Raw genomic sequence first — 13,122 nt, 5'->3', positions numbered from 1 at the left:
TTCTTGTTCTATTCAAAACTTATCCAGTCTATTTCCACCGGATTATCATTGGCCGCCACCACAAAAATATTATGGATACCGGGCTCAACTTTGTTTATTTTTGTTTTTGATACGGTCATTTCTTTACTTTCCGGCACATCTATTTCAGCCAGAACAGGGCCATCCACTGCATCAATTCTCAGTTCAACTTTTCCACCGTTTAGTGCACCGGCATTCACCACAACTTTCCCTGAATTTTTCTTTTCAAAGTTTACCGTGTTGTATGAAATCCATGCACCTTTATTGGCCAGCGTGGTTTTCCAACCTGCGAAAGTATTGGTGGTATCGTTAAATGCTATTGTTGCGCCATTTTCGCTTATCGCGCTGTAACGGTCGAGCTGAATTTTACCGGATGCCGGGGTTACACCAACACCTCGTTTTGTTGGAATAACTTTTTGAATGGTTCCATCGGCATTAAAAAACAGGCTATCGATACACACCGAACGGTTCTTATCAAATTGAGGCGAATAATCGTTATGGTGATAGAACAAATACCACTGGTCGTTGTATTCGATCAACGAATGATGATTGGTCCAACACCCTGTTTCCGATTCGTCCATAATCACTCCGGTCATGGTAAACGGGCCTTCGGGGCTATCGCCCATGGCGTACTCCAACCGTTCGGTATCGTTTTCCACATGAGGAAAAGTAAGGTAGTACTTTCCGTTTCGCTCAAAAACGAAAGGTCCCTCTTTCATCCCTTTTTCGGGCAAATTGGCAATGGCAACCGGCTTCGTCGCCAGTTCTGTCATGTTCTCTTTTAGTTTTGCCACGTATATGTTGCCCATCGAATAATACAAATAAGCTTGTCCGTCTTTGTCGATCAAAACATTTGGATCGATACCAAAAACACCTTCAATAGCATTTTCCTCCGGAACGTAAGGACCTTCAGGTTTATCGGCAACGGCCACTCCAATTCCAAAACCTTTGCGGCCGTTAGGGCCCGCTACATTTTTATTGGCCGGAAAGTAGAAGTAATATTTTCCGTTACGCTCGATACAATCAGGAGCCCACATGCTGTATGAGGTAGAATCAACCCAAGCCACTTTATTCTGGCTAACAATTACGCCATGGTCGGTCCATTCGCCAAGATCTTCAGATGAAAACACATGGTAATCGGGCATACAAAACCAATTCTCGCGCAGGTTTTTATTGGGCGGAGCCGGAATGTCGTGCGAAGGAAAAACGTATACCTTTCCGTTCATTACACGTGCCGTAGGATCGGCTGAAAACTGATCTCTGATTATTGGATTTTGTGCCAAAACCGTAAATGCCGGTACTACATAGAGCAGGGCAAGGATAAAGTATTTTTTGAAATTCATTTTAATTAGGTTATAGGTATAATTATTTTCAACTGTGATTCAAACTACCGACTTCGTCGAACCCGCTGTCTGTCACGTTCGAGCAGCTCATCCAGGTTAAATAATGGCCGTTCCAGTTCATAAGGGATTGGTTGTTTACTGAATTGCTGAAAATACAGCAAACAGGCGTCTTTCCATTCCTGTGCATTCATGCCCTGTTCTGTAAGTTTATGCTGAACGGCTGCAAATCGTTCCGCATCGACAAAACGTTCTGCCTTGTCCCAAACCCGCTGAAATTCGCGCACTTGTTTCACTCCTTCGTCATACCGATAGCATAGCTCATTCCAAAGCGTTCTGTTACTTTTCATTTTATGATCCCACGAAACATGGTGAAACCAAAGCAAATACGCTTCGGGACAGGTATTCAGATCGGCTAACTGCCCCGCAAGCGGCTCGTGATATTGGCTAATTGCATCGCTACCCAAAGCCGTACGATCGAATCCAATTCCTAAAGAATCGGCCTGATGATAATACGGAGGAGTCCAGTCTGCACGCATACCACGCGGAGCCCACCATGGCCCGGGGCCGTAATGTGCGTGTGCTGAGAAAATATGATGAAGCCCCAAAGGCATCATGTAATTAACAGTAGCTTCATGACTGTTGAGCATCATTTGTTTCACGGGCTGTAAAAACGACAGATTCCACTCCAGGTCATAAGAGCTTGTTTCTTTATCAATATTTTGTGGCCCGAACGTAAGTTTCAACCATTCATCGGCTATTTGTGCGCTGCTAATCGAATGATCCCAGGCCTGCCGTCCAAAAGCATACCAGTTGGCCTGAGCAAAATCGTGACCACACCAGTTGGTATCGAGCCCGATGTTTGCAACGCCCGCAATAGCGCTGTATTTCTGATTAAAAATACTGCCATCGGTGCAACGGGCAACCGTACTGCCTGCACCTTCCTGCCAGGTTTCGCTTTTTAGAAATTCTTCCCACATAGTAGCCAGAAAAACCAGATGCACCGACTGTCCGTGATATTCCATTGTAACCTGCAATTCGGGCATTACAGTTGTCTTTTTCATTGCTCCAAATAAGGGGCTAAACGGTTCGCGTGGCTGAAAATCGATAGGACCGTTTTTTACCTGAATGATCACATTGTCATGAAATTGTCCATCCAGTGGCATAAATTCATTATAGGCCTGTTTGGCACGGTCTTCATCCGAGGGATCATAAACAAACGCCCGCCACATTACAATACCGTTGTAAGGTTCGAGCGCTTCGGCCATCATATTGGCACCATCGGCGTGGTTACGCCCAAAGTTTTGCGGTCCGGGCTGTCCTTCGCTGTTTGCCTTTACCAGGAAACCACCAAAATCGGGAATTAACGTATATATTTCTTTTACTTTTTCCTTCCACCAGGCTTTTACAGCAGGATCAAAAGGGTCGGCAGTTTCAAGGCCACCAATTACTTCAGGCGAAGCAAAGTTAACAGCCAGGTAAGTTTTTATTCCGCAAGGGCGCAGTACATCAGCAACAGCTTTTGCCCGCTCCAAAACAGGTGTTGTTAATACGGATGGTGAAGCATTTACATTGTTCAGTACCGTTGCATTAATTCCTACCGAAGCATTGGCACGGGCATACTCTTTCCAAAGGTTTAAATCGCCTGAAGTAACTTCCAGCGAATCGATTCCACGCCAAAAAATGGAACGTCCGGCGTACCCTCGTTCAACGCTTCCATCCAGGTTATCCCAATGGTTTAGTATGCGCAAATTATAGGACGGATTTACAATTTCTTCAGCGATTGATTCACCGGCGTGTTGCCTGCGTAAAATTTCGAAAGCGCCGTATAGTAAGCCTGCGTCAGTTTTGGCTTGTATAGTTGCACCGTTTATACGAAAACCATCGTCTTTCAGCAGTTTATCCTTTACAATCTTCAACTCAATAAGCTGACCGGCTTTTCCCTGCCAACCATTCTTTAGTTCGTTAATTGCAATGTCGATGGTAGGCGATTTTTTTGAACACCTCACTTCAACCGGGATAGTGCTATTGGCTCTCAGCCACAACTTGTGACCATTTTCGGCCCCTACTCCGGTACTTATTAAAACAAAAACAAAAAGTGCTGTCAGTAACTTAATCATCCTCTTTAAATTTCTTTTTGTCGATTTTTATTTCTGGTTTACGATCAGTAGTCCGCCATTGCCCGGAATCGAAATATTTATTTCCTGACTTTTAGCCAGTCGTTCCGTTTCAAGCTTTCCATTCAACGCTGCATCGTCACTATAAATCCGGTAGTCGCTTCCGGCAGCTATCATTGGTAACTTTATCGTTAACTCCTGGGTTTCTTTCTGAGCATTAATACCCGCCACATACCAGGTATCGCCATGCCTGCGCGCCAACACCACATATTTTCCGGGGTAACCGTCGATAAAACGTACTTCGTCCCAGGTGGTAGGTACTTCTTTCAGAAAATTAATGGCCCATGCAGGGGCATCAGTCAGGTTGTTGGGCGCCAGTGCAAAATGCTGCACTGCACTTTGAAACAAAACAGCTGTTGCCAGGGCATAAACATCCGAAGTCATTCGCTTCGTTCCTCTTCCCGGCGTATTGTTGGCATTGTAAAACTCGTTTAGGGCGCTTCCGCCAAAATCCATGCTACCAACGGCATTGCGAATAAAAGGATGCAAACAGCCATTTGTTGCTTCGAGGTCGCAGCTTCGTTGACCGAAATGCAGATTCTCGCTGGCACGAACGGCTTCGGAAGAGGCAAAGTTCGGAAACATACGTTCCCATCCACGTGGTAAGGTACAACCGTGAAAAACAACCAACAGACCGTAATCATTGGCATCGTATAAAATGTCTTCATACACCTTCATGGTTACCTGTTTGTCGCCACCAAAAAAATCAACTTTAATACCACGAATTCCAATTCGTTGCATCCACGCCATTTCTTTGCGTCGGATAATGGTATTATCCATAATTCCGCGTGGTCCCTGCGGAGCATCGTTCCAGTACCCGTTCGAATTGTACCACAAATACAAGGCAACATCTTTTGAGGCAGCATATTTTGCCAGTTCCTCAATTTTTTCGCGACCAATCTGCGTATCCCATAAGGCATCTACCAAAACGGTTTCAAATCCCATGGCAGCACTAAAATCAATGTATTCTTTTTGAACATCAAAAGTTGTTGCACCGTCCATTTTTATGATCCAACTCCAACTTCCGCTTCCGTATTTATATTCTTGTGAGGCTTCGTAAAGTGGCTCCACCACATCAAAAGGAATGGTGGTTTCTACAATAGGTGCCAGTGTTTCGCCAACCGTAATGGTTCGCCATGGAGTAAATCCAGGCAGAGGAATACCGGCAGTATTTGTTCCGTTTCCGTTATTTTCTTCTTCTAAAGGATAGGCAATTGAGTAGCTTTTGTCTTCATTTCCAACCAGACGGCTGGCACAATAACGGCTGTCAACTCCGGTTTCAGAAATCAACACCCAACCGGCATCGTTCACCTTAAACAAACAAGGGAAAGTGTATCCAAATCCCCATCCGTTTTTCCCCATTTCATCGTCGAGGGTATAATCGGTTTCGTAACTTGGAGCGGTGCGGGCAAAACCGGTCATGGGTTTCATTTGCGGGCACAAAAAGGTTGTTGTTCCTTCGGGGAATACAAAACCTGTTGATTCGCTGTTTACCACACAACTCCGGGTTTCTTTTTGCGGATGCACTTTATAGCGAAAGGCTATATTGTTATTGCTTACCTGAAAGACAACATCTAAAACTGTTTTATCATCTTTCTGAAATGAAAAAACAGCTTCGTTAGCCGTGTAATCTACCTTGCTTTGTTTGATGTTTCGAAGTTCGTACGAGTCGTTTATCTCACCTCTTTCAACCGATTCGGAAAGGGTAAGTTCCTGGGTAAAATCGCCAATATTGGTTTCCATTCCAAGAGGCGATTCTTTTATGAAAGTTTTACCGTTTAACAAAACGCTGTAAACAGGTACTCCATTATCTATTTTTACTGAAACAACAAGTTTTCCATCAGGACTTGTTATCTGATTTTGTTGTGCTGTGATTGGGCCAAGAATAAGAATAAAAAATATTGCCAGAATATAATTTTTCACCATCTGTTTGAATTAGTTTTAATTGATTTAGTTTTCTATATATCTCTCTCTCACCAACCGCCTGCTTCTTTCATTTCATCTGACTCCGGAAACAAACGATTCTTTCAAAAATTAAAGTAACCTCAATATCACCGATTATATTTTTTATTTTAGATAATCTAATTCTAATTTTAGATATTATTTGAAAATTCCGTTGGAATTAGCCCCAGCCAGCAAGCTTTTAAGCAAATTTATGAATAAAAAGGCCTCAAAATGGAATACGCAACAATCCGCTTCCGGTTCTGTTGCATATTACATTTTGAGGCCCCCGTTTAAGTTCTAATTTTTCGATTCAAATTTCCATTCATCATCATTACACAACCCGCAGTCGTCGCCTACAAACATTTTCGATGCTTCCTCATCGCCTTTCATCTGCCACTGGTACCAGGCGGTTGCCACTTTTGCAAATTCGCCACCATGCGGCTCACGATAAGTTCCTCCATGGCCTACATCCAAATTTGCCACGTATACCGGCACATGGTTTATACGTTTGTAGTCGTCCATTCCGTTATTGTAGGCAATATCCGTTTCGCCTCCCAAAAGGTAGAGCGTAGGTGTATGTAACTTTTTCAGGTCGTCTTTTACCAAAGCCGGCATTCCCGGCATACCTCCGCCCGGAGTTGGTAAAACACCACTGTTGCAAACAACCACTGTCGTTACACGTGGGTCGGGTGCCATTTCAAGGGTTTGCAGCCCTCCGCACGACATTCCGCTTACGGCAATATTTTCCACATCTACTTTTTTGTAATACGGACTGTTTTTGTCGCTGTTTTGCGCGATAGCCCAGTCAATGGCATCGGTTAACTGCGACGATTGTGAGCGGCCACCGCCACGCTCGCCTTCTGCCGGCATCGGGCCAATTGCGATTACCAAAAATCCGTGCGATGCCACTTCATTCAGAAAGTTAATGTGCTCCCAGGGCGAGTTGGCACAAGCGCCGTTTCCCCAGGCAATAACAGGCAGTTTGCTTTTCTTACCAAAAACACTCAAATCCTGTGGACGGAAAACAGTGTGTGTTGCCAGCGAAGGCTCTGAAATCATAATGGCTTTGTATTCGCCGGTTCCGCCGTCTTCAACCACTCGTGAAGCACTTTCCTGTGCTGTAAGCTGATTGGCAAACACTGCCGCCAATGCAATTAGTAAAAATAAAACTCTGTGTATTTTTTTCATTTTAATTCTGATTTATAATTTATACGTCTATAATTATTCCAGGCTATTTACCCATTCTTTGCCTTCGGGTGAACGCCGCCACTCAAAGTACTCGTTCAGGACCTCTAACGATGCTGCACTTGGCACCTCGCCTACAAAAGGTGTTGTCCCTTTTAGGTAAATCACATCGGGATTTTCGTTGCTGAAAACCGGCCATTCAGGAACTCCTTCGCCATTCGGGTTACCATATTTTGCAAAGTTGGTCCAGTAATCAACCATTACTTCCGAAAGCGCAAGGTCTGATTCATTCTCATGTTTATCTTCAGGATTCAGTCCAAAAACAAAAGCAACATCCTGTCCGTGTGGCGAACCATAACCGTAACGAGGCGAATCTTCAGGATAATCGGGGTGCTGATCGAAATAGTACAAATACACATCCGATTGTCCGGTTTCCGATTGCAATCGCGCCCAACTCCAGGTATGCCAGCCAAAAGCGGCATCGCGTGACAGGTCGCGTGCAGTTTTGGGAACCGTGTTCTCACCTGCCGGATAAGCTTCAATTAGTTTGTCGGCAAATTTTCCGTACCGCGCTCTTACCCCGGCATAATATTGTTCGGGTTCCCTTTCGCGCGAGAAACTTGCTCCCTCATCCGAATTGTACCCGATAAGCACAGGCACATCGTTGTATTTTCCTTCTTCGTAAAGTTTATACTGATCGTCGGGAATTACATAACCATCAACAATTGGCCATCCGCCGGCCATTCCAAAACCACTTGGCACTTCGTCGGCATCCAAAGCACGAAGTTCTGCCAAACTGGAAACGCCTGCTTTTTGCATGTACTCCACGCCATCGGCTTCTTCCTTTTCCAGTGTTTTCATGTTTTCGCCCGGGAAAGTTCTTGGACGGGTTGGCCCAAACGAACCTCCACTTTGCGAAATGGCACCGCTAAAAAGTCCTTTTGCCAAAGGCGATGCACACAGCATACTTACCGAAATCCCACCGGCCGACTCGCCAAAGATGGTAACTTTAGCAGGATCGCCACCAAAAGCGGCAATGTTATCCTGTATCCATTGCAAACCGGCAATCTGGTCGAGAATTCCGTAGTTTCCTGACACATTATTCGGGCTTTCGGCACTCAATTCGGGGTGCGCCAAAAAGCCAAACTGATTTACGCGGTATGTAACACTTACCAGAACAACTCCCTCTTTAGCCAGTATCGTTCCATCGTAATACGAAGTTGCTCCGCCACTAAAACCTCCGCCGTAAATCCAAACCAGCACGGGCAATTTTTCGTCGGCCGACATTGCAGGAGTCCAGATGTTCAGATACAAACAGTCTTCGCTTTTTCCAGCCGGAGGATTACCTCCCTGCATGGGAGAAGGTCCAAATTCTTTGGTTTCCTTGACTCCCTCCCACTTTTCGGCAGGTTGAGGTGCTTTCCAGCGCAAATCGCCAACCGGAGGTGCGGCAAACGGCACGCCTTTAAAAATCCGAAGCCCGTCCTCGATGGTTCCTTCTACAATTCCCTGTTCAACTTTTACCTGCTCGGGCGGAAGCTGAGAACAAGCATTTGCTATAAATACAATTGCTATTGCGAGTAAATACATTAATTTCTTCATGCTAATACTATTTTGGGTTATTCATTTTTCCAGAGATTTGGCAGAAACCGGTAATACAACAAGTGCCTCCAGGTTGACCAATCGTGGCCACCACTGCCGCCCACATAATATTCGTATTCAATATTATGATTGTCAAGTGCCTTACACAATCCATCAACCCGCCGGCTAAAAAACCCTTTAGCTTCTTCCGTTCCCTGTCCGATAAAAAGATAATCTACTTTGTCGTTTACCTTCGGATCATTCAGAAAGTGCGAAAGTGTAGTTTCGGCTGTTGCGTCACCAGCGCTAAGGATTCCAAAGTTTGCAAACAAATCGAGCGAACGGAAACCGATAAACATGCTGTGTCGTCCACCCATCGACAAACCTGAAATGGCGCGTCCTTTTGGATTTTGAATGGTGCTGTAACTTGCGTCAACCAATGGAATAACATGGTTGCGCAGTTCTTTTTCAAAAATATCGAAAGTGAGCTCGGTATGCTGTGGATGATTACGGTGAATCACCTGGTTGTTCGGAATTGCAATGATCATCGGTTCCGCTTTTCCTTCGGCCAGTAGATTATCCAAAATCAGGTTGGCACGTCCATCGTAAATCCAGTTTGATGGCAATTCCCCACTACCACCCACAAGATAAAGCACCGGATATTTTTTAGAAGCATCATAACCCGGAGGTGTATACACATACATTTCGCGCTCGCCATTGGTAACATCCGAATGATAAATGTGGCGCGTAACGTTTCCGTGAGGTACGTTTTTGGCATCGTAATACGCCGGGCCATCTCCATGAACGATCAACTGACTGTAAGGCGGCATGGCCGTAAAAGCAGCCATTGTATTGCTCGGATCGCAAATTTGCATGCCGTCAACATTAAAATGATAAGCATACATATCGGGTTTGAAAGGCCCCACGGTTACCGACCAAATTCCATCTTCTCCTTTTACTAGCGGAAGTGGCTCACGACCTCTGCCAAGAGCAGTAAGAATCGTTCCATCGGTAATCGTAACCACCTTGGCTTCGGGAGCTTTTAAGCGAAAAGTTACCGTATGGTCGTCGTGCACTTCGGGTGAATTTAAAGGCGCACTAAAAGGAATCAGTCCTTCGGTGTCTTTTTGCGGATTATAATCGAGGTTAACATTGGCCTGTTGTGCTTGTGAAACTAACGGGCACACAAACAAAGCAGTTATAAAAACCAGCAACAGATGTTTTATTCTTCTCATAATTTAGATTTTAGTTTTTTACTGAAATACTCTTGATGCAAAATCGTGTAATGACTTTCGCCAAACCTGCCATTCGTGGTCGCCGGGAAAAGAATTGAACTCCACATCCAGTCCGTTTTCACGCATTGTTTTTACCGCTTTTTTGGTATGCTCAATACGCATGTCCTGCTCGCCACACGAAATATAGAATAAATCCAGGTTTTTATTGAATTTTTCAGACTCTGATAAAAGTCCCGGAATTTCTTTTTCGGCATCAAAACCACTTCCCGAAGTTCTGATTCCACCAAACAGCCCGGTGCTAAATACACCAACAGAGCCAAAATATTCAGGGCTTTCCAGCCCCACATAAAATGATTGCCCGCCTCCCATCGAGAGTCCGCAAATGGCACGATTTTTAGCATCCGTCAGTGTGCGGTAATTCTCATCGATAAACGGAACAATATTCTTCGTCATTTCTTCTTTGAAAGGAGCCATTCCCTGGCTGCTGTAGCCACCAAAAGCTCCGCCGGGGGCCCTAACATTTCCGTTGGAAATTACGACAATCATTGGTTTGGCTTTTCCTTCGGCAATCAGGTTGTCCAATATAATATCGGTTTTTCCCTGCACAGCCCAGCCGGTTTCATCTTCGCCACCACCGTGCTGAATATAAACCACCGGATATTTTTCGCGGGTATTTTTATCGTAGCCCGGAGGCGTATAAACAAACAGGTGCCTCCAGCTTTTGGTGTATTCCGAATAATAGTATTTCGAACTTAAAGCACCGTGTGGAACATCTTTTATTTCATAAAAGTCCACTCCTTTTTCAGGAATATCAATGGCGCTGGTCATTTTTCCGGTTCCGTAAAACGACTGGCTAGCCGGATCCGCAACCGGCACATCATCAATCACCAAAAAGTAATAATGAAAGCCGGGAACAATAGGCTCGGTACGAACCGACCAAACACCATCAGCACCCTTTTCCATGTCGTACTTTTTACCGAGGTCGATCTGCACTTTTTGGGCATTGGGCGCTTTTACCTGAAACACCACCGAGTTATCGGGCATAATGCACGGGCACTGGTTGGCGTTGTTGTTGGTAGGTGCCGGAATGGCATTTTCGGGCATTTGTGCCGAAACTAAACCAGCCAGCAAACAAAACATGACCAACAGCTTTGCTCGCCTGAAATCTGTTTTATTGAGTATATAGTTCATTATTCAGTTTTTATTTGAAAAGCAACTGTGCATACTGATGTAAACTGCGCCGCCAGGTTTGCCACTCGTGGGCAGTTTCGGGCGATTCGTAATACACATAATCAATGCCTTGTTTTTCGAGCATGTTGCGGAAAGCACCAACCGAGCCGGGAAATGGTTCGGGTTCTTTGGTTCCCAATCCCAGCCAGAAAACTTTTATCTGGTCATTTACAGACTTTCCGTTTTTGAAGGCTCCGTTTAAAAAGGTTTCCACATTAATTTCGTCGGAACTGGGGTAGTTTGAAGTACCGCTAAAACCGCCGTAATAAGCAAACTTATCAAGGTTGTTCATACAAATCCGCATGGTTTGGTTGGCGCCCATCGACAAACCGGCAATAGCCCGGTGTTCGCGATCAGCAATTGTTCGGAAGCGATTATCAATCATCGGAATGATTTCGTTGAGCATCACTTCTTCGAAAACCATAGCCGGACGACCACCCCCTGAAGTTTGAGGCTTATAGGCATAGCCGTTGTCCATAACAATAATCATGGGCACCGCCTTATTCGCTGCAATCAGGTTATCCAAAATGCAGTTGGCTTGTCCTTGTCCGGGCCATCCGGTTTCGTCTTCAAAACTTCCGTGCTGAAGATACAATACCGGATAACGTTTTTCAGGATTATTGGTGTACTCGGCAGGCGTATAAACAAAACAACGGCGAAATGATTGTGTAATTTCAGAGAAATAGTTTTGCTCGCTAACCAAACCGTGCGGCACATCTTTTAGCGCATAAATATTCCTATCGTCGGCCGGAATTTCAATACCACTTCCCCAGCGGCCGGCACCATAAAAATATTTGGTTCCGGGATCAGGAACGGAAGCGCCATCAACATTTAACTGGTAGTAGTGAAAACCAACATCCTGAGGTTCCGATTCACCAGTCCACACGCCGTTTTCGTCTTTTACCATTTCATATTTTACACCACCAATATCGAGCCTCACATTGTTGGCTTCGGGTGCCAAAATCTGTGCGCGAACCCGGCCCTCAGAATTCACCTGAGGATATTGTTTGCCGGGCTGATTTACCGATGACGGCTTAAAATCTTCAACCACATCCTGAGCGGTACAAATTCCGCATATGAATAAAGCCGCAATTAATACGAATGTATTCTTCATAATCTATTCTTTAAACAGTAGCGGAGCCAGTTGATACAAACTTCTGCGCCAGGTTTGGAACTCGTGGGCAGTGCCTTCCGAAACATAAGAAACCGCATTGTAACCGGCATCTTTTAAAGCCACAACTGCATTTTTCACACCATCCGGACGTTCCTTGCTTCCGCAGCTAATAAATACCAGTTTCAGGTTCGCATGATCTTTAAGATCTTCAGGTGCATAAACACCGCCACTTAACAGGGCATAATGCGAAAACACTTCCGGTTTGTTTAAGGTGATATCTTTTGTTTCCATACCTCCCATCGAAAGGCCGGCCATAGCGCGGTGTGCCTGATCGGGAATAGTGTGGAAATGCTCGTCAACATAAGGAATCAGTTCATCTACCAAAACAGTTTGAAACGGAGTGATGTCGAAATTGCGCAAGCCGCCAAACTTAATTTCGTTGGTCATGCCATAGGTATTCACAATAATAAACGGATCGATTTTACCTTCCGCAATCAGGTTATCCATAATCAGGTTGGCACGTCCCTGGTTCATCCACGCAGTTTCGTCTTCGCCCCAGCCGTGTTGCAAATACAATACAGGGTAGCGCTCCGACTGATTTTTATCGTAACCCGGAGGTGTGTAAACGAAAGCCCTGCGCGAGGTTTCTGTACTTGGCGAAGGAAAAATCACCTGCTGAACATGTCCGTGGGGAACATTTTTCAGCGCATAAAAATCCTGATCGTGTGCCGGAATTTCAATACCGCTCTCCCAACGTACCGAACCGTAGTAGTTCAATGCTCCCGGATCGTTAAAAACACCACCATCGATGGTAACATGGTAATAATGAAAACCTTCGTCCATTGGTCCGGCAGTGGTTCCCATCCAAACGCCATCTTCGTTTTTTGTAAGCGGAGTTCCGCCTCTTGTTCCACCCAAACCAAGGCTCACCACCACACTTTGTGCTTCGGGCGCTTCAATTCGGAAACGGGCATAACCCTGCGAGTTTACCATGGGATATTCTTTCCCGGGCTGGTTTAAAACTGAAGGTTTAAAATCTTCTTTTATCTCTACCTTGCTGGTTTGTGCGAAGCAAAAGCTGCCTGTTATTACCAGCACAATTATTAAACTGAATATCTTGTATTTCATAAATGGTTATAATAAGTTTTTATTGAAGTAATTGTCAATATCCAAATTGATTTTTTCTGGTTACTCTATCCTGAAAAAGTTTGTTAGAGTTGACTAACGCCGGCATTTATGCCGGTGATCTTGAGTTGCACTATTCCCGGACTTTAGTCCTCAATTTCTGACAATTTGGG

Annotated in this window: 9 protein-coding genes; all 9 read right to left on the bottom strand. The window is 44.9% G+C overall.

Features of this window, described 5'->3' with window-relative positions:
• Positions 1 to 8 precede the first annotated feature (8 nt).
• On the bottom strand, positions 9 to 1,361 hold the full coding sequence (locus LH29_RS06770) for a family 43 glycosylhydrolase (protein WP_045027054.1): 1,353 nt from the start codon (positions 1,359 to 1,361) through the stop codon (positions 9 to 11).
• A gap of 44 nt (positions 1,362 to 1,405) precedes the next feature.
• Positions 1,406 to 3,478: an alpha-glucuronidase gene (locus tag LH29_RS06765; protein WP_045027052.1), complete on the bottom strand. Its 2,073-nt coding sequence runs from the start codon at positions 3,476 to 3,478 to the stop codon at positions 1,406 to 1,408.
• A 27-nt stretch (positions 3,479 to 3,505) separates the two neighbouring features.
• The gene (locus tag LH29_RS06760) at positions 3,506 to 5,461 is read right to left on the bottom strand and encodes a glycoside hydrolase family 97 protein (protein WP_045027049.1); all 1,956 of its coding nucleotides are present in this window, start codon (positions 5,459 to 5,461) and stop codon (positions 3,506 to 3,508) included.
• Between the two features lie 315 nt (positions 5,462 to 5,776).
• On the bottom strand, positions 5,777 to 6,667 hold the full coding sequence (locus LH29_RS06755) for an alpha/beta hydrolase family protein (RefSeq protein ID WP_045027047.1): 891 nt from the start codon (positions 6,665 to 6,667) through the stop codon (positions 5,777 to 5,779).
• Between the two features lie 33 nt (positions 6,668 to 6,700).
• The gene (locus LH29_RS06750) at positions 6,701 to 8,266 is read right to left on the bottom strand and encodes a carboxylesterase/lipase family protein (RefSeq protein WP_045027045.1); all 1,566 of its coding nucleotides are present in this window, start codon (positions 8,264 to 8,266) and stop codon (positions 6,701 to 6,703) included.
• Positions 8,267 to 8,283: 17 nt separating this feature from the next.
• Positions 8,284 to 9,480, bottom strand: coding sequence for an esterase (locus tag LH29_RS06745; protein WP_045027042.1), 1,197 nt, complete (start codon positions 9,478 to 9,480; stop codon positions 8,284 to 8,286).
• Between the two features lie 18 nt (positions 9,481 to 9,498).
• Complete coding sequence (locus tag LH29_RS06740) at positions 9,499 to 10,671, bottom strand: alpha/beta hydrolase (RefSeq protein ID WP_082063450.1); 1,173 nt, start codon at positions 10,669 to 10,671, stop codon at positions 9,499 to 9,501.
• Positions 10,672 to 10,681: 10 nt separating this feature from the next.
• Positions 10,682 to 11,824, bottom strand: coding sequence for an alpha/beta hydrolase-fold protein (locus tag LH29_RS06735; RefSeq protein ID WP_045027037.1), 1,143 nt, complete (start codon positions 11,822 to 11,824; stop codon positions 10,682 to 10,684).
• Between the two features lie 3 nt (positions 11,825 to 11,827).
• The gene (locus LH29_RS06730; protein WP_045027035.1) at positions 11,828 to 12,952 is read right to left on the bottom strand and encodes an alpha/beta hydrolase-fold protein; all 1,125 of its coding nucleotides are present in this window, start codon (positions 12,950 to 12,952) and stop codon (positions 11,828 to 11,830) included.
• Positions 12,953 to 13,122 lie beyond the last annotated feature (170 nt).

Source organism: Draconibacterium sediminis (genome assembly GCF_000949475.1).
In the GTDB taxonomy this organism is placed as follows: domain Bacteria; phylum Bacteroidota; class Bacteroidia; order Bacteroidales; family Prolixibacteraceae; genus Draconibacterium; species Draconibacterium sediminis.
The sequence above is the reverse complement of the archived record's forward strand: the minus strand, read 5'-3'. Positions and strand labels throughout refer to the sequence as shown.

Bases quoted from the DNA above. Each gene is read 5' to 3' on its own strand.
- LH29_RS06770 (WP_045027054.1), bottom strand. From the start codon at position 1,361: ATGAATTTCAAAAAATACTTTATCCTTGCCCTGCTCTATGTAGTACCG.
- LH29_RS06765 (WP_045027052.1), bottom strand. From the start codon at position 3,478: ATGATTAAGTTACTGACAGCACTTTTTGTTTTTGTTTTAATAAGTACC.
- LH29_RS06760 (WP_045027049.1), bottom strand. From the start codon at position 5,461: ATGGTGAAAAATTATATTCTGGCAATATTTTTTATTCTTATTCTTGGC.
- LH29_RS06755 (WP_045027047.1), bottom strand. From the start codon at position 6,667: ATGAAAAAAATACACAGAGTTTTATTTTTACTAATTGCATTGGCGGCA.
- LH29_RS06750 (WP_045027045.1), bottom strand. From the start codon at position 8,266: ATGAAGAAATTAATGTATTTACTCGCAATAGCAATTGTATTTATAGCA.
- LH29_RS06745 (WP_045027042.1), bottom strand. From the start codon at position 9,480: ATGAGAAGAATAAAACATCTGTTGCTGGTTTTTATAACTGCTTTGTTT.
- LH29_RS06740 (WP_082063450.1), bottom strand. From the start codon at position 10,671: ATGAACTATATACTCAATAAAACAGATTTCAGGCGAGCAAAGCTGTTG.
- LH29_RS06735 (WP_045027037.1), bottom strand. From the start codon at position 11,824: ATGAAGAATACATTCGTATTAATTGCGGCTTTATTCATATGCGGAATT.
- LH29_RS06730 (WP_045027035.1), bottom strand. From the start codon at position 12,952: ATGAAATACAAGATATTCAGTTTAATAATTGTGCTGGTAATAACAGGC.